Origin of the sequence: Lysinibacillus sp. FSL K6-3209 (assembly GCF_037976175.1) — a bacterium.
Classification (GTDB): domain Bacteria; phylum Bacillota; class Bacilli; order Bacillales_A; family Planococcaceae; genus Lysinibacillus; species Lysinibacillus sphaericus_D.
This window is the reverse complement of sequence record NZ_CP150264.1, coordinates 2,409,412-2,426,984: the sequence shown is the minus strand read 5'-3', so window position 1 is coordinate 2,426,984 and position 17,573 is coordinate 2,409,412. Positions and strand designations below refer to the sequence as shown.

Genomic DNA, 17,573 nt, shown 5'->3' with positions numbered 1-17,573 from the left:
ATTATGCCAATCATTCATATTTCACAAGTTCCAAAAAAGGATGTTCAAGCGTTTTTTCAAACACATTGGGGAAGTACGGAAATGGTTATTTCCAGTGGTATTTATGATTGTAGTACATTAGAAGGTTTTGCATTTTTAAATGATACCCACTTAATCATAGGACTAGTAACCTATGAAATCCGAGGAGCCGAATGCGAAATTATTTCACTTGATAGTTTGGAAGAAGGGAAAGGAATCGGTTCATGCCTTGTAACAGCCGTGGAAGAACAAGCACGTCAGCATCACTGTACTGTTGTTTCACTCATAACTACGAATGATAATTTACATGCACTAAAATTTTATCAAAAACGAGGCTATTCCCTCGTAGAAGTTCTACCAAATGCGGTAGAGCGAGCAAGAGCATTGAAACCTGAGATTCCCTTTATCGGTCATGACGGTATTCCCATTCGTGATGAAATACGGTTGCAAAAAGAGGCTGGGATAAAAGAGAAAAAGTGTTAGATTGATGGCAGTCAATCTAACACTTTTTTGCTGCGCCGTTGTTGCCCGCTTCGGTGATAGCACCGTAAGACGCAACCCTCGCTAACGCGCAGAATGCCCACGTCTTACGGTATGTGCGTTCTGAGCAGGAGTCACCGCCTTCGCTACCACTAATTTATTATTCATTGCAAAAGAAATAATAGTAAATATGTTCTATATATTTTCTTAGCAAAAATTTATCAAAACCAATCTACCTCTATTTAAGATTTTAAGGTTATGTCCCAGCTTCTTTTATCATTTAGTCCACTAAAGATTTGTAAAAATTCTGTTCCGGTACCTTACTTGTCGTTTATACTAATGGTGAAGCTTGAAAGTGAGGAATCTAATGAAAAAGATATTATTTACCCTGTTTTTTAGTGTGTTAGTAGTGGGAGCGGCTTTTATCATCTATTTGAAAAGCAATCCACCACTTGTTGTCAATGGTTATACAAACGCTGATGGGAATCCGTCTATTCGATTAATAGAAATTGAGAATAAAGGGCTAAGAGAGCTACAACTACAATCGATACTTGTCGATGAAAAGTTGCCAGACAATGCCAAGCTAGTCATCAGTAAATCAGAACCGTTTGAAGTTGGCACAAAAATTGATAACAATGCTAATATGACATTTCATAAACTAACACAAGTGAGTATTTTTCCTAGTCAATACATAGATCGTCAGGCAATTGGGAAACAACCGCAACATTATGCATTACAAGTACATGCTACAGCAATTGGAAAGATTACGATTCAATACAAATATTTAAACATACCATTTACATTAACGGCAGAGCTTCAATCAAATTCGTAACAAAGAACGGATGATTTATCGAAATTGTCATCTATAACTGGGTTCATCCAATTGTTTTTTCTCAAATTTTGTCATATCTATTTGGCGATTGTCTTTTCATAAGATTGTTTGGTGAAAAAAACCTATTATTCCTAAATTGTGGTAATCTGATTGTAATAGTTATTGGAATGATAGGAGGGGTCTAATGGGTTTAGTAATTGTTAGCATCATGGCTGTTATTAGTAGTTTAGTGTCCATCTTCATAATTGTTCGGAAACAGTCCAAAGGTGATATAAGGCTACAAGTTGAAGCGATATGTGAAGGGAAAAATGAATTAGATCAAGCAATTATGAGAATCTACTTTACATTTTCGATTGGCAAACTAGCTAACAAAAGAAAAGCAATTATCGGTAGCATTGATTGGTCAGAAGGCTGGATGCCTGTTAGCTACAATTTGAAAGAACATGGGTGCTATCGAGAAGAACGGATCCCTACTTTGACAGAAGATAAGTACACTACTTTTGAAATAGATGCGACAAATGCGATAGATGAACAAGGGAGCGGTGAGGGTTACGTCGTTTTAGTGTTAGAAAAACCGACACAGACCATGTTATCAAGAGCAGGCGTGATGTTAGTTGTAACAGCTAACTTAGTTTCCTATCAATTATCAGATTCTATCAGTTGGCATAATGAAGTAATAGTGAACCATATTTAAATTAGAAAAGCTATTCATAAGGATTAAAACTTATGAGTAGTTTTTTGTTTAAGAAAATGCGTAAAGACAAGACGATAAAAAATTTTTTGGAAAAAATGTATGCGTTTTACATGCTGGTACACCCATATTTCAGGGATTTCGAGAATGGAAAAAATCTTTTTCAATTATTGACAACTTTTGAGATGTCCGATATAGTGAATACCAATTTCATGAAACCATGAAAACAGCTATGATAAGGACGAGAGTTTTGATGAACGATTTACAGAGAGGGAAGCCTAGGCTGAAAACTTCCTAATGCAGCGTCAATTCTTACTACCTTTGAGCAGTGCTAGGAAACTTGCACCGTTATTTGCAACGTTACTGCAAAGACAATGAGCCGCTAGTGCATCTAGTGGGAATTTGGGTGGAACCACGGGTAAATGACACATACTCGTCCCTATTTTGGGACGGATATGTGTTTTTTTAATTTTTCAGTAAAGGAGAAAAGATCATGTCAAATCAAGTTATCAACATTCAGTTTCCAGATGGAAAGCAACAACTATTTACAAAAGGTGTTACACTAACCGACATTGCACAGGCGATTAGTCCAGCGCTGCGCAAAAAAGCAATTGTAGGAAGTGTCAACGGAACCATCACTGATTTGACGCGCCCGATTTTGGCAGATGCCCAAATCAACCTATTTGATGCTAGCACACACGAAGGAATGGAGGTTATTCGTCATTCCACAGCTCATTTATTAGCACAAGCGATTAAACGCTTATATCCAGAAGCACAATTTGGCGTAGGACCAGTAATCGAAAACGGTTTTTATTATGATATCGAATTATCACATTCTCTTGTACCAGCTGACTTGCAAAAAATAGAAAAAATGATGAATCGTATTGTGCAAGAAAACATTCAAATACAACGAAAAGAACTAACACGTGAAGAGGCAAAACGTTTGTTTCAACATGATAAACTGAAATTAGCATTACTAGATGATATTCCAGAAGATGACCTAATAACGCTTTATGAGCAAGGTGATTTTTATGATTTATGTCGTGGACCGCATGTATCCTCAACTGGTAAATTACAACACTTTCAATTAATGCATGTATCAGGGGCATACTGGCGCGGCGATAGCCAAAATCAAATGCTTCAGCGAATTTATGGTGTTGCATTTGCTACAAAAGAAGCATTACAAGATTACTTTATATTTTTACAAGAAGCAGATAAACGCAATCATCGTAAATTAGGAAAAGAGCTCGAATTATTTATGTTTTCAGAAGAAGCACCAGGTATGCCATTTTATCTAGCAAATGGTCAAATACTCCGAAGTGAATTAGAATCCTTTTTACGGCATCTCCAAACAAAATATGATTATCAAGAGGTTCGTACACCTTTTATGATGAACCAGCGTCTATGGGAACAATCAGGTCATTGGGAGCACTATAAAGAAAATATGTACTTTACACAAGTAGATGCACAAAGCTTTGCATTGAAACCTATGAACTGTCCAGGGCATATGCTGATATTTAAAAATGAAAGACACTCATACAGAGATTTACCGATTCGTATGGCGGAATTTGGACAAGTGCATCGACATGAGTTTAGCGGAGCATTAAATGGACTGCTACGAGTTCGAACTTTTTGCCAAGATGATGCCCATATTTTTGTTACACCACAGCAAATAGAAGATGAAATCATATTAGCGTTGCGAATCATTGATCATATATATCAAGTATTTGGTTTCCAATACGAAATTGAATTGTCGACGCGTCCTGCTGATTTTATGGGGCATATTCAGCTTTGGGATGAAGCGGAATCGGCATTGGAAAATGTCCTAAAAAATGCGGGTTATTCTTATAAAATAAAGGAAGGAGACGGAGCATTTTACGGCCCTAAAATAGACATTCATATAAAGGATGCTATTAAACGAAGTCATCAATGTGCAACAATTCAACTGGATTTCCAACTGCCTGAGAAATTCGATTTAACCTATTTAAACGAACAAAACGAAAAAGTAAGACCTGTCGTAATTCATCGCGCTGTATTTGGTTCAATTGACCGCTTTTTAGGTATTTTAATTGAACATTTTGGTGGAGCATTTCCGACGTGGTTAGCACCACAACAAGTTATCGTAATAGGGGTGGCTAAGATGCACCAAGAGTATGTTCAACGGGTAGTGCAAGCACTTGAAAAAGAACAAATACGGGTACGTGAAGATAACCGACAAGAAAAGCTAGGGAAAAAAATTAGAGAAGCTCAACTAAAAAAAATACCGTATATTCTCGTCTTGGGCGATCATGAATGCGACAATCAAAGTGTAACAGTGCGGAACTATGGTCAACAAGTGTTGAAAGAACAACCGTTACAGCAATTTATTGAAGAAATTAAGCTCGAAATTAACGAAAAAGCGTTACCTAATAATTAAACGTAAAATGGAAGCCTGATAAGATAGTTTAATCAGGCTTTTATTATTTTGGATAAAATGATTTAGTATGCACATGTAATAAAGTGAAAATTTTCGAATAGATAGATACAAAAGTATAATCGTTACTTCTAGATATGTTTTTTCATGCATATTATATAGTGTAGATAGAAGATTATTTCATTTATTATTATTGAGTATTGGTAGATTTTATTATTGGTGTGTAGGTACTTCCCCCAATAAGTAAATTTTTTGTTTCTGCATCAATCACTGCATATTTATAAAATTCTTCTTGTGCATGTTGACGATAGGAAGCCAAAAAATATACTTGTCTGTTTGGATGAATCATTGTGTGATTGGAGAGATCCATTTCTTGACTGACAGTATTTGTTTTCGTATTAAAAAATTCCCGAGTTTCTGGCACGTCTTTAAATAATATTTTTTCACGCATGCTGAATGTTGCACCATGATACTCTTCATAGAGTGATTTATCTAATTGTTTATAAAAATCGTCTTCTACAAGAAAAGTTTGAAAGTGATTACTAGGGTATTTTAGCGTAGTGTTTGTTGTTGTGATTGGTTCACAAATAGTAGCTGTCGACTCTTTTGGTATAGGCTGTGAGTGTGAAAATAGATTAGATAAAACGACCAAGGTTAAAAGTAATACTTGCATAATTTGGCCTCCTATAATTAACGTTATAGGTAGATTTCCCAATTTCTTGTTATATATACGTTGCATGACAATAATAGAAAGAATACCAAGGAGAAAGCAACGAAGCTTTTTAACAAGTGAAGAAATTGAATGAAAAACCAGCCAAGAAAGTCTTCTTTTTGACTGGTTTTATCCAAAATACGCGTTTTTTATAAAATTTATTTATAACTACTCCTCCTTTTTTAGGAAGCTTGTTTAAAATATCTGTTTAGTAACACATCTAGCTCTTGGCTATAATCTACTACAGCAGGGTGTGTAAATCCTAAATCTTTTGCCTTTTTATACATAATTCTCCTTTTAATCTCGATTTCAAACTTCAAGAATTGTTTAAACAATAAATTTACCAACTTTTTCTCCTCCTAATTTTTTCTACATATTCTTGATTTAAAATTCTCATGGCTTCGATTCAGCTTTTTCATTGTATATCAGTTAAAACAAAAAAATTGTCACATTGTGTATAGGAAATGAAATTCGTAATTTAGTCACATATAAGTCTATGTATGGATCATAATAATAAATGATAGACTAGTTTCATTTCTCCATTTTTTTAGCTTTTAAGTTACATAATTAGCGAGTATAACGAGTTTTTCTTTAAGAATTCGTTAAGAACTAAACGCGTACGATATATGTCTTTTTTACTAGATGAATTATTCTTCCTACCTAGAAAAGAAATTGCTAATAGTTACATTCATTCATATATTGTCGCAATTTATCAAATCCTATTATTTGCTGTTTAATTATTAGGGATTTTTTTTAACTATTGAACTGATTAGTTTATAAACACAAGTCTCAGGAATCGAAATGCTCAAAATAGGATAGGTAGCAAATGAGTAACGCACACATTCATTATTTTGAATGTGTGCGCTTTTTTAGCTACGTGGGGGCCACTCTTCACGTAATAGGCCAAATAAGATAATATCGTGAAATTTGCCAAAGCGGAAAATTTCATTCCGGAGTATACCTTCCTTTGTAAAGCCACATTTTTCATAAGAGCGAATGGCGCCTACATTAAAGCTAAACACTTGTAGTTTAATTTTGTTGATTGCAATGTAATCGAAAATGAAGGTGATAAGCGTTTGCATCGCATCCGTTCCTAATCCTTTACCTTGCCATTTTTCACTTAATGATATGCCTACTAAGCAAGTGCTGTTAGTCCAATTGATCGAATATACACCACATGACCCAATAAGCTGTTGCGTCGTCTTTTCAAAAATGCCGAAGAAAAATTCTTCTTTTTTTCCACTAATACTTCGAAAGAATGAAGAATGGTCTTCAACTGTATGTGGGAATGGTATCTCGTCATTAGCAAGTAATAAAGTAGGTTTTTCATTCTCCACGTTTATAAACGCTTCTAAATCAGAGGATGCCATTTGTTTTAATATAATTGATTGTCCATTTAGAAAATCTTTAAAATAATGTTCCATATAAAATCTCCCTTATCTAAGGGTGCAGTTTGTGTACTATCCCTTTGAAAATTAGTTTTTTTCAATCAACGTATCTACTGCATTGATTACAATCATATTCACAGCTCCTTTCATTTGAATAGTATAATAATAGCATAGTTTGGAATAATAAGTAATTACATGTAAAAATAAAATGCAATCGAACCCCTGTCACATGATGGTTGGGTTCTGCTAGTAATATCTAAAATATGTTAAAATTTAATGATAAATAATATGCCAGTTGGCAGAAGGGGAGGGGTATAATGCGCTTAAAGTTTTATGAACCATCAGATTATTTATTAGTTGAACAATATATGTTATCACAGGAGCAACTTCTCTATACAATGTCACCAATGGCAAGTCTTAAACTCTCTGAAACAGATATCAATCGGCATGCCATTTTAGCGATGAAAGGTGAGAAGCTTGTCACTTTTTTTGTTCTTCACGAAAATGAAGGAGTAAAACCTTATTCAGAAAATAACCAAGCCATTTTAATTCGTGGATTTTCAACAGATATGCATGAACAAGGAAAAGGGTATGCCAAAGAAGCATTACAATTATTGCCTACATTTGTACGACTACATTTTCCTACAATCAATGAATTAGTGTTAGGTGTTAATGTTCCGAATACAGCAGCTCAGGCGCTCTATAAAACATGTGGCTTTATCGATGAAGGCATATGTGCAGTAGGCATCAAAAGCGAGTTGAAAGTGATGAGCTATGATTTACAAAGTGATCATTGAAATGAGGAGGAATGCAGATGTATATAATAGAAGCAAGTATGGAACACTTCACTCATCTCTGTGTATTGGATAAAGAAGTAATAGGCGACTATTCAAGAAGTGATTGCATTAAGCATGCAATATTAGAAAGACGATGCATGATATACAAAATACAAAGTTGTATTGCAGGATTTTTAATTTTTACAACAGATTTCTTTGATTGTAGTTTTATTTCATTAGTTATAGTTAAACCGTCTGAACGTAGAAAAGGCGTTGCTACAGCACTATTAGTAGATTTTATTGAAAGAGCACCCACTGCCAAAATTTTCTCTTCAACGAATCGTTCCAATACAAAGATGCAAAACATATTGAAGGCTACAGGATTTAAAAGAAGTGGCTATATAGAAAACTTAGATGACGATGATCCAGAAATTATTTACTTTACATTAAAATAGAAATCTTCGTATTCTTATTCATGGACAGGAGGGGGGACTAGCGTAATTTCCGCCCTTTTTCTCTGTCATAATTTTGTAACATTAGCTATTAATTAGGAAAGATACGCTTCAAAAAGGGCACTAAATGTTTGGCGTGACGTTCTATTATGGAGAAGCAATTTACAGCTTCTACAAAAAAAGGATGTTGGAGGTCGTTGTGTTGAGTACTGAAAATTTAATAAGCTTGAGTGGAACTTCGTTATTTTTTGCTTTTATCTTGCTGTTAATTGCGATTTTACCGTTTGGATTAGCAGTAAAATCTGCAAGGCGTTCGTTTAGGAGACTGGGTCTTATACTTACATATTCTGCTTTCATCTTGCAATTAGTGTATTTTATTTTAAGATGGATTGCAGTCGAGCATGCACCTGTTAGTAATATGTATGAGTTTATGACGTTTTTTGGCATTATGCTAACAGCTAGCTTTCTAATTATTCATTACTTATATAAACAAATTGTCGTAGGGTTATTTGTAATTCCAGTGGTCCTAATTATTTTGGGCTATGGAAGTGTTTTTACAAATGAGGTGAGACCCCTTGTACCTTCGTTGCAAAGTAACTGGTTAACAATTCATGTTATGACAGTAGCATTTTCAAGTGCTATTTTATCGATATCATTTGCAACAGGTATTATCTATTTACTGAAATCTTTGGATGTTCATAAAAGGACGAGGAGTACCGTTGCGTTAGAGTTCGTTATGTACTGTTTGATTGTGGTAATTGGATTTAGTGCTGCAGCAACGGTATTTAGTGTAACGACGGAAGAAGTACACATTCAATATGAAAATGCTCAAGCTGTGAAGGAAAAGGCAGTCTATACGATGACACCACTGATTGTTAATAAAGGAGCGGTCACAGTAAGTGGAGAGACAATCGGCTGGTTGAAGATTACGCCATCAATCGATGCCAAAAAGTTAAATTCCATCGTATGGGCATTTATTGTAGGAACCATCTTGTATGGTGCCATCCGACTGTTCTTTAGAAAGCCACTCATCGTGCTATTAAAACCATTAACAAGCCGTGTACAATCAGCTTTAATGGACGAAATTTCATATCGGGCAGTAGTGATTGGCTTCCCATTGTTTGCCTTAGGTGGTTTATTATTTGCTATGATCTGGGCACAAATTGCATGGGGAAGGTATTGGGGGTGGGACCCAAAAGAAGTCTGGGCGCTCATTACGTTTTTATTTTATGCGGCTTTTTTACATCTTCGTCTGTCAAAGGGATGGGAAGGGGAGAAAACAGCCTGGCTATCTATTGTTGGCTTTGGCATCATTGTCTTTAATCAAGTTTTCGTCAATTTAGTCATTGCTGGTCTACATTCATACGCATAAAAAATAAGGAAATGAAAAGAGACATCCGTAAAGGATGTCTCTTGGACTTTGAACTGTTAATTCTTGAACGAGAATTAAAGTTTTACAACGTTTGTAGCTTGAGGGCCACGGTTACCTTCTTCAACGCCGAATTCTACTTTTTGTCCTTCTTCAAGTGTTTTGAAACCTTCAGATTGGATAGCAGAGAAGTGTACGAATACATCGTTTCCACCTTCTACTTCGATGAAGCCAAAACCTTTTTCTGCGTTAAACCATTTTACTGTACCTTGAGTCATTTAAAAAACCTCCAAAAATAAATTCAACAATCATATTCCTTCAATCAGTATAAAATAATACCATAATCAGAAGCTCGCTAGAACACGTTACTATTGAATACGTGGTTTCATTGTTTACGATGAAGCAATTTAATTATTACTTTCATTATATAACAGATTCATACATTTATCCAGCAAATGCCGTTTTTTAGTAAGAAAAAATTACATAATATCGTTTTTAACTATAATGATTAAAAAAAATGCTAAAAAATAAAGGTCTATAGTGCTTAATATATTAAAAAAATACTGAAAATCATTTAATATTACCATTTATTTGACTTCTGGTATAACTTTATAAATGACATGTAGAAGTTATTGGAAAAATCCGAGTGATGGTCACCGATTAATTAGTCGATCCATGCTTTTTCTTTGGCAACAATCACTGCTTCAGCACGTGATTCCACATGTAATCTGACAAAAAGTTTTGATAAATAATTTTCCACTGTACGCTGGGTAACGCCTATTGCAGAGGCAATAGCTTTATTGGTACATCCTTGTGCGACCAGTTGTAAAATTTCCTGTTCTTTATGACTTAGTAATACTTCCTGCTTAGCATTGGAACGATTCGAGTGCTGTTGGACAAAGTCTAAAAAATCTGCTGATAATAAAATTTCCCCCCGCAAAGTGGCTTGGATTGTTTGAATTACCTGTTCTTTTGTAGCGAGCTTCGATAAAAGTCCATCTACTTTTTTTTCTACAAGAAGCTCGTAATAATCGGATAACTCATAGCCTGTATAAAGAATAATTAGCGCTTCAGGTTGTTGTTTCTTTATCATTTCAGCCAGTTGAATGCCGTTTAAAGGTTTCATATTAATATCAATTAAATAGAGCTGAAAGGGGTGTGATTCCATTCTAGCGAGTACATTGGCGCTTTCTTGTTCTGTTTCAATATGGACATTTTCTAGATCTTGTAATAATGTTTTTGTTCCGTCTAAAACGACAGGATGATCATCTACAATCAATATTTCAATCATTTGTATGGTTCCTCACATTCCTCTTGAATTTGAATATAAATATGCATGCCATCATTTGGTTTGGAGGTAATGGTCATATCTCCGTTAAAGGCCCGAACACGTTCTCGAATGCCATTAATGCCCATAGAAGCGGAGGATTGCATTAAATCTTCAATATTACAGCCGATACCATTATCGTCGTATTGGAGAACAAAACCGTGGTTTATTGCAAGTAGTTTAAGTGAAACTTTAGATGCATCGGCATGTTTAATAGCGTTATTTAACAGTTCTTGAACTAGGCGATAGACAACTAAATGTAAAGTTGGATCTTGGAACTGAACTCGATCAATTTGTGTATTTAATAGAAAGTTTGCACGTATTTTTACTTTTTGTACGAGTTTTTTTAATGCCATTTCTAAACCAAAAGTATCAAGTAAAGGCGGGCTCAGATTTTCGCAATACTCCCGTAAATCTTTAGAGGCATTTAACAGTTGTTCCCGAATATCTAATACTTTTTTTTCTTCAATAATAGGAGAGCTAGCAATAACATCTAATTCTCTCGCTAAATGTAATTGCTCCTGTAAAATAGTGTCATGTAATTCCTGTGCTAAAATACTCTTTTCTTTCTCAATAATATTCCATAATAATTTATCAAGCCAAGGAAGTTGAGTGTTATGCGTATCTTTCATATGCTGAATATCTCTTACTAAATCTTCAATTAGTTTTAAATTATCAATAAACATAGAGACGTATAATGCTAGTAACTCCAACCATAGAAGTTCTTCTTTTTGTAAAGTGTGTCTAATTCGTATAAGAATCTTTTCATCTACTGTATCATGGATCAGAAGTTGTGTCAGTTGGCTCTCTACTTGAATTTCACCGCGAGAAAATGGGACATCTTCCATGATTGTTTCAAGCGTAAATGCAGTTGTCCCGAGTTTTTCGGTAATTTCATATTTGAGACTTGAAAGTAATTCCTGTTGGCTTTTAGCTTTACTAATCCGTTTAACTGCTGCATATAAATTATGGACATAATCACCAGATGATGAAAATATAATTTTTCGATGTTTAAAGTCAAGTTGTTCTTTTACATAAAAACTGGCTATAAAACCAATAAAAATAATGAGAAAGACAACAATCATCAATTCAATTGAAAGTTGGTCCAAAAACAAGATTGCTAATAAAGACGATAAAATGAATGAACTGAAAAAAGCGAGTGATGAATAATAGCGAAAACGAGATAATTGGTATTCAATATCAAATAAGCGTTCGTTCACTTGAATAAAAATAAAGGAAAAAGGTATAAACAAAATAAATAAAACACTAATTTCAGGTCGTATTATCGCGTTATACCCTAAAATTTCAGGTACAACAAACAACAATAGAAATGGCAAAAATGGCACGATACAAGAAATAGCGATTAAGCGTATTTTAGCTAATCGGGTTTGTAGATAGCTCGTTAATAATATATAGATTGCATAAAGTACCAGTACTGCAAATAGACTGAGCGTTACGATAGGGGTAATAACCCTAAATTGTGGAATGAGCATTTCAATGATATAGCAGCATAGAATAACAAACGGAAGAAAATAGAGCCACTTTACATCTATATACTTCCATTTTATGTGTAAAAAACGATAATATTGTTGTAGGAAATGAATGATAAGGACTAAGCACAAAACTAAACAAATTCCGTTTACAATCATGCCAATGATATTTCCTCTACTTGATGCACCTACACTTGTATAAGCTAAAGAGCAGGTTAATAAAAATAGCATTAGTAATTTCGTAATTACAGTATGGTTATTTCGCTGCCATAAATAGATGGCAACGCTTAAACAAAGGATGAAATAAAACATCGGAAAAACAATATGTAAATATAACTCTTCAGGTAAATCCCGATGTTTAATTTGGATTGTTTGAACAGTACCATCAGGTTTTAGAAGTGTTAGCTCTTTCGCGGTTGTAATATAAGTATCTGTTTGGGAAGAGCCAAAGCCTTTAGCGGGCTTTTGATTGATGGAAAGGATAATATCACCTTGCTCAATCTTTTTTTGTTGAGCCCATTCTGAATAATAAGGATGAATAATAACAGGTAGTGTATTGGACGTATCAACTAAAATACTAATATAAGGACCACGGATGGCAACACCCAATACATAAATGCCAAGAAGTAAATATGTTAAAAAAATACTAAAAGTTAATTTGCTCATAAAAGACGCTCTTTAATTTTCATAATCATAGTTATAGTGCTCCGTTTCATCATGAAGTATATACTATATTATCCATAATTTTTAATTTTTTTGGAATACCGAAATAAAGTGTTTCGGAAAACCACTAACATTTTTTCGGAATAACGAAATAGCATTTTCGGTATAAGCTGTGATAATGTGAATCTAGCCTAAGTGACGGAAAGGGGGAGCACTTTGTGAAATGGAGTGTGCTGTCACTCATCCTAATTTTCCAAGTCGCCATATTGGCGTATCCCAAAACGACATTTGCTCAAACTTTAAATAAAGATGCAATAGAAGTGGATATTTGTATCATTGGAAGTGACAATCATTTTGTCTATAAGATTCCGAAACAGTTACATAATGATACACCTTATTATGAAATGCAAAATGATATCGAATCTTCCTTAGCTAGCCATTGGAAAGTGCAAGGTGGTCATGTTGAAACGAATCATTCGAATGTAGCGTATACATTTTTTATCGAGGATTTATTTCAAGAAAAACAAGATGGGCATTTGAAGATATCTATTCCATATCGCACTTTAGTAGGGATGTTTCGTGAAGATGAAGCGATTCAATTACGTATTATGGCTAGTAAATTAATGAATTGGCAAGTAAACGCAAAAGAGTGGGCAACACTTGGATTTGTTCAGCCACTGACTTTTTTGAGTGAAAGTGAATATGTCTACAATGGGGCTGTTAACGAATTGTTGCAACAACGAGTTGCCCATTTTGATGGTGCAATCGCTAAGCGTCAAATGTTGTTACGCAGTGTCATGTATTTTAGCTTTATTATTGTTCAAATTTTTGCATGCTTGATTTTATCGAGACGTTTAAAAAAACGAATCATCCAACACCCTGAAGAAATGCATCAATTTAGAAAACTAAATTATATGTACCAAATCATTCCTTTATTTATTGTTATTGTGCAAATTATATATTTAGTGATGTCGGGACTGCTAACAGCATTTGGCCTTTACTTTAGTCCTGGCATTGATTTGTTGTTTATTATTGGGCCAATTCTTTTTACAATTATATTGTTGCCGATGTTTTTTGTTCCGACAGAAAATGAAATCGCAAAAGAATTACAACATAATAAAATGGGTTCACACTTAGAATAGTATCGCTGTTTGTCATTGATACAAAAATTGCGATGTAGCTGTTGGAAAGTAGTTTGTTTTTGTAATTCGACGTTCACTCCTCAATATTAGATGGTATAATGGTCAACAGCATATTTGAAGGAGCTGGTGACAAATTGACGCATCCAGAGACTGCGTATTTAAATTTACTACAACATATTTTAGAAAATGGAATTAAAAAAGAGGACCGTACGGGGACAGGTACGTATAGCATCTTTGGCCATCAAATGCGTTTTGACTTAAGTCAAGGCTTTCCGCTTTTAACAACTAAACGCGTACCATTTAAACTTGTAGCTAGCGAGCTTCTTTGGTTTATTAAAGGAGATACAAATATTCGCTACTTATTACAACATAATAACCATATATGGGATGAGTGGGCGTTTAAAAAATGGATTGAATCCGATGAATATAATGGACCTGATATGACAGATTTTGGTCGTCGATGCTTAACGGACGAAGCGTTTAATGTTGTTTACCAAGCTGAGCTGGCATCATTTTGCGACCGTATTTTAACGGATGATGATTTTGCAAGAAAGTACGGCGATCTTGGGAATGTCTACGGCAAGCAATGGCGCAATTGGACAACGTCAAACGGGGAAAGTCTTGATCAATTACAAGATGTTATTCACCAAATTAAGCATAATCCAGACTCACGTCGTATTATTGTCAATGCATGGAACCCTGAAGATGTTATTAATGCAGGTGCAAAAGGAAGCAAAGCGGCTTTACCACCTTGCCATGTTATGTTTCAATTTTATGTGGCAGAGGGCAAATTAAGCTGCCAATTAATGCAACGTAGTCTAGATACATTGCTCGGCTGTCCTTTCAATATTGCCTCTTACGCATTATTAACACATTTAATTGCCCATGAATGTGGGCTTGAAGTCGGCGAATTTATTCATAGTATTGGCGATGCACACATTTATGCAAATCATGTGGAGCAAGTGAAAGAACAGCTTTCACGTGAGCCACGGGAACTACCAACCTTGAAAATAAATCCGAATAAAACGTCGATTTTTGATATAGAACTTGAGGATTTATCCATCGAGGGCTATAATCCACATCCAGCAATTAAAGCACCGATTGCGGTTTAGTCAAAAGCAGCAGCCATTTTGGTTGCTGCTTTTTTGATGGCTTGGACTAGGTCCAAATAATCTATTTTGATAAATAGGCAAGTTGGTGGATGTTTCGATAGGTGCCTTCTATTATAGTATTTATGGTATTATAAGGTATTTTTTCTAATAAAAGCTTTAGGGGTGGCTGGGTTGAGAGAAAGAATAGTGCTGCAAAGTACAACAAAAGCAAAGTTTTTTCGATTACGTGAAAATATACAAGGGGAGTCCTCGTCCCGAAAAGATCAGCAGCCTCAACAGGATAGTCCAGCTATTACCACTACATTAACACAAGAACAATTAGTAAAAATGATGCAAATTATTGAGGAAATCCGTCTGAATGGTACTAAATAAAAATGTAAGCGCCTTCGAAAGATGAATACAACGCTAATTACCTTAACTCTTGTCCAGTTTTATCATAAAAAGTGAAAATTGCAGGAAACGTATCTTCTGCATCAGGAGGTAATTTAAATGTTTTCATAAATGGTGCAGAAGTATCAACTTCGATTTCTTTTTCAAAATTCATCAAGTTTGTCAATTGTATTTTGGCCACATTGCTATCTAATTCGTGTACATACAATGTGCCATAGTTGCCTTTATTGGTTTTATATTGTCGATAGGTTACTGGAGGATCTGTTGCTAAATAAATAAATTTTAGTTTGCCATTCCATCCTTTATTAAAGCGTGCATGACCATACTGACTATCGTTTATTTTCAACTGGACTAACCACATATTTGTTTCTTCTATTCGTTCAAAATGCATGATTTGAATGCTACTGTCGATAAATTCTTCTAAAAAATTTTTCACTGTCGTTTCGGATGATTTTAGATGATAGTAATTATAATAAGCATTTCCGTAAATGAAAAGTCCTAATAATAGTAATGGTGAAAAAGAGCATATTACAATTAATATTAATTTGATTTTCATGCTAAATATCCTCCCGTCTATAAAAGTTTTCACATTTAGTCTTTATACAATTATATCAATTTTTTTCTTTTACTCGTCTATCGATTATATTTTGATGATGATTTTTAACTTGTGGAGTAAGAAATCATCACTATAAATTCAAGCACCTTCTAAGCTATAATGGCGAAGGAGGTGTTTTTAGATGAACGTAATTTTTATAGAAACAATGACAGGGACAGAGCTTTTACAGATGGTATCACATGATGTGGCTGGCATACTAGCTGCGGCTCAAGGCGAGAGTGTAACGTTCCCCGTTGGTCATTATAAATATGAATTTCATAATCTAGATTTTTATGAAGAAAATGGTCAAATCCAACAAGAGCTCGTTATTTATATGACAAAAATTTAAATTCGATAGCGGGTGTATTTTTCTGAATAATGAACAGGTTAAGATATGAGCATATGACTTGCGATTATCTCGACCTGTAACTATAATAGTTACAACAGGTGGTGATTCGTATGGTCAATAGTCGATTTTCAGTCGCTATCCATATACTTTCGCTCATTGCTACAACATCTGATAAAAGTCAGCTTACATCTGATTATATTGCAGGTAGTGTCAATACGAATCCCGTAGTCGTACGACGGATGATTGGGAAATTGAAAAAAGCAGGCTTGTTAACTTCTCAGTCAGGACTTGCCGGTTATGGACTTGTTATTGAACCAAAGGATTTGTCATTGTTGAGCATTTACCGTGCGATTGATGGTCCAGAGCAACTATTTGCAATACATGATGAACCGAATCCTGCATGTGCTGTCGGCCGAAAAATACAGCATACGTTGGAAACCGTTTATCTAGATGTTTGGCATGCAATGGAAAAACAGTTACAAGCACAAACATTGCAAGATGTGCTAGATCAACTTCGTTAAACGTAACGAGGTCGGTCTTACTGTATTCAACCTGTAACTAAAATGGTTACAACAAATTATAGGAGGATTTTATAATGAAAATAGGCGTTATTGGAGCAACAGGAAAAGCAGGGCAAAAAATAGTGGAGGAAGCATTACAACGTGGTCATAACGTTACAGCCATTGTTCGTTCAGCTTCTAAAGTAAAAGAGAACATTACAGTGATGGAGAAAGATGTATTGGATTTAACACAAGAAGATGTAAAGGGTTTTGATGTTGTTGTGAATGCGTTTGGTGCACCGCTTGGACAAGAAGCATTACATGTTGCTGTAGGTCGTCATTTAATTGCTATCTTTAACGGCATTGCCACAAAACTATTCGTAGTGGGTGGAGCAGGCAGCCTTTTTGTAGACCCAGAAAAAACGATTCGTGTTATGGAGACACCCGATTTTCCGGAAATGTTTTTGGCAACTGCAAAAAATCAAGGTGAAAACCTGCAAGACTTACAAGCATCAAGTATTTCGTGGACATTTTTAAGTCCTTCTGCCCTATTTGATCCAGAAGGGCCACGTTCAGGTAGCTATACAACTGGAATAGATCATTTGTTAGTGAATGCTAAAGGTGAAAGCTATGTCAGCTATAGTGATTATGCGATTGCAGTATTAGATGAAATAGAAAATCCACACTTTTTAAATAGACGTTTTACCGTTTCCTCAACTAAATAATCCTACTGCCGAGCGTAAGAAATATGCTCGGTTTCTCATTGTTTATCGTCGTTTACGAAAAAAACTTTCATTTTACTGATAAATGACTGTTTACAAGACGGCATTTATTAGCTACTATCAGTGTGAGTATTAGTTCAAAGGAGACGACA

20 protein-coding genes are annotated in these 17,573 nt (G+C 34.9%); 13 read left to right on the top strand and 7 right to left on the bottom strand.

What is annotated here, in order from left to right:
- The first annotated feature begins 3 nt into the window (after positions 1–3).
- The 4 genes from MHH88_RS11620 (at position 4) to thrS (ending at position 4,437) form a co-directional block, all read left to right on the top strand.
- Positions 4–501 (top strand): GNAT family N-acetyltransferase, encoded by a 498-nt coding sequence (locus tag MHH88_RS11620; protein WP_339258177.1) that lies wholly within the window; start codon positions 4–6, stop codon positions 499–501.
- Positions 502–865: 364 nt separating this feature from the next.
- Positions 866–1,330, top strand: coding sequence for a hypothetical protein (locus MHH88_RS11615; protein WP_339258175.1), 465 nt, complete (start codon positions 866–868; stop codon positions 1,328–1,330).
- 184 nt (positions 1,331–1,514) lie between these two features.
- A complete protein-coding gene (locus MHH88_RS11610) occupies positions 1,515–2,024 on the top strand; it encodes a hypothetical protein (RefSeq protein ID WP_069512348.1) in 510 nt (169 codons plus the stop codon).
- 490 nt (positions 2,025–2,514) lie between these two features.
- Positions 2,515–4,437: a threonine--tRNA ligase gene (thrS, locus tag MHH88_RS11605; protein WP_339258173.1), complete on the top strand. Its 1,923-nt coding sequence runs from the start codon at positions 2,515–2,517 to the stop codon at positions 4,435–4,437.
- A 187-nt stretch (positions 4,438–4,624) separates the two neighbouring features.
- On the opposite strand, the gene MHH88_RS11600 is transcribed toward thrS, so the two are convergent.
- From MHH88_RS11600 to MHH88_RS11590, 3 genes are all read right to left on the bottom strand, one after another.
- Entirely contained in the window at positions 4,625–5,107 is a 483-nt protein-coding gene (locus MHH88_RS11600; RefSeq protein ID WP_339258171.1) for a hypothetical protein, read from the bottom strand.
- A 221-nt stretch (positions 5,108–5,328) separates the two neighbouring features.
- Complete coding sequence (locus tag MHH88_RS11595; RefSeq protein ID WP_024364089.1) at positions 5,329–5,493, bottom strand: aspartyl-phosphate phosphatase Spo0E family protein; 165 nt, start codon at positions 5,491–5,493, stop codon at positions 5,329–5,331.
- Positions 5,494–6,015: 522 nt separating this feature from the next.
- The gene (locus tag MHH88_RS11590; RefSeq protein ID WP_069512353.1) at positions 6,016–6,570 is read right to left on the bottom strand and encodes a GNAT family protein; all 555 of its coding nucleotides are present in this window, start codon (positions 6,568–6,570) and stop codon (positions 6,016–6,018) included.
- 281 nt (positions 6,571–6,851) lie between these two features.
- Here MHH88_RS11590 and MHH88_RS11585 point away from each other — a divergent pair, with 281 nt between their 5' ends.
- The 3 genes from MHH88_RS11585 to ccsB all read left to right on the top strand — a co-directional run bounded on the left by MHH88_RS11585 (position 6,852) and on the right by ccsB (position 9,134).
- Entirely contained in the window at positions 6,852–7,331 is a 480-nt protein-coding gene (locus tag MHH88_RS11585; RefSeq protein ID WP_339258168.1) for a GNAT family protein, read from the top strand.
- 11 nt (positions 7,332–7,342) lie between these two features.
- Entirely contained in the window at positions 7,343–7,765 is a 423-nt protein-coding gene (locus tag MHH88_RS11580; RefSeq protein ID WP_103976494.1) for a GNAT family N-acetyltransferase, read from the top strand.
- Positions 7,766–7,964: 199 nt separating this feature from the next.
- On the top strand, positions 7,965–9,134 hold the full coding sequence (gene ccsB / locus MHH88_RS11575; RefSeq protein WP_339258166.1) for a c-type cytochrome biogenesis protein CcsB: 1,170 nt from the start codon (positions 7,965–7,967) through the stop codon (positions 9,132–9,134).
- 74 nt (positions 9,135–9,208) lie between these two features.
- Here the strand turns inward: ccsB and MHH88_RS11570 are convergent, their stop codons facing one another.
- The 3 genes from MHH88_RS11570 to MHH88_RS11560 all read right to left on the bottom strand — a co-directional run bounded on the left by MHH88_RS11570 (position 9,209) and on the right by MHH88_RS11560 (position 12,614).
- Positions 9,209–9,409, bottom strand: a complete 201-nt coding sequence (locus MHH88_RS11570) for a cold-shock protein (RefSeq protein WP_010859201.1) — start codon at positions 9,407–9,409, stop codon at positions 9,209–9,211.
- Positions 9,410–9,795: 386 nt separating this feature from the next.
- Entirely contained in the window at positions 9,796–10,422 is a 627-nt protein-coding gene (locus MHH88_RS11565; RefSeq protein ID WP_069512365.1) for a response regulator transcription factor, read from the bottom strand.
- Entirely contained in the window at positions 10,419–12,614 is a 2,196-nt protein-coding gene (locus MHH88_RS11560) for an ATP-binding protein (RefSeq protein WP_339258164.1), read from the bottom strand. The genes MHH88_RS11565 and MHH88_RS11560 overlap by 4 nt, the downstream gene beginning before the upstream one ends.
- Positions 12,615–12,829: 215 nt before the next feature.
- On the opposite strand from MHH88_RS11560, the gene MHH88_RS11555 reads away from it, so the two are divergent.
- From MHH88_RS11555 to MHH88_RS11545, 3 genes are all read left to right on the top strand, one after another.
- Positions 12,830–13,753: a hypothetical protein gene (locus tag MHH88_RS11555; protein WP_339258162.1), complete on the top strand. Its 924-nt coding sequence runs from the start codon at positions 12,830–12,832 to the stop codon at positions 13,751–13,753.
- Positions 13,754–13,851: 98 nt separating this feature from the next.
- Entirely contained in the window at positions 13,852–14,865 is a 1,014-nt protein-coding gene (locus tag MHH88_RS11550) for a thymidylate synthase (RefSeq protein ID WP_172583023.1), read from the top strand.
- A 171-nt stretch (positions 14,866–15,036) separates the two neighbouring features.
- Positions 15,037–15,237, top strand: a complete 201-nt coding sequence (locus MHH88_RS11545) for a hypothetical protein (protein WP_339258160.1) — start codon at positions 15,037–15,039, stop codon at positions 15,235–15,237.
- A 37-nt stretch (positions 15,238–15,274) separates the two neighbouring features.
- On the opposite strand, the gene MHH88_RS11540 is transcribed toward MHH88_RS11545, so the two are convergent.
- Positions 15,275–15,811 carry a hypothetical protein gene (locus MHH88_RS11540; RefSeq protein ID WP_339258158.1) on the bottom strand — a complete coding sequence of 179 codons (537 nt, stop codon included), beginning with the start codon at positions 15,809–15,811 and terminating at the stop codon, positions 15,275–15,277.
- 181 nt (positions 15,812–15,992) lie between these two features.
- Between MHH88_RS11540 and MHH88_RS11535 the strand changes: the two genes are divergently transcribed.
- The 3 genes from MHH88_RS11535 (at position 15,993) to MHH88_RS11525 (ending at position 17,424) form a co-directional block, all read left to right on the top strand.
- Positions 15,993–16,199, top strand: a complete 207-nt coding sequence (locus tag MHH88_RS11535) for a hypothetical protein (protein WP_025219612.1) — start codon at positions 15,993–15,995, stop codon at positions 16,197–16,199.
- A 110-nt stretch (positions 16,200–16,309) separates the two neighbouring features.
- Positions 16,310–16,720, top strand: coding sequence for an Rrf2 family transcriptional regulator (locus tag MHH88_RS11530; protein WP_025219611.1), 411 nt, complete (start codon positions 16,310–16,312; stop codon positions 16,718–16,720).
- A gap of 74 nt (positions 16,721–16,794) precedes the next feature.
- On the top strand, positions 16,795–17,424 hold the full coding sequence (locus tag MHH88_RS11525) for an NAD(P)-dependent oxidoreductase (protein ID WP_339258154.1): 630 nt from the start codon (positions 16,795–16,797) through the stop codon (positions 17,422–17,424).
- The last annotated feature ends 149 nt before the right edge of the window (positions 17,425–17,573 follow it).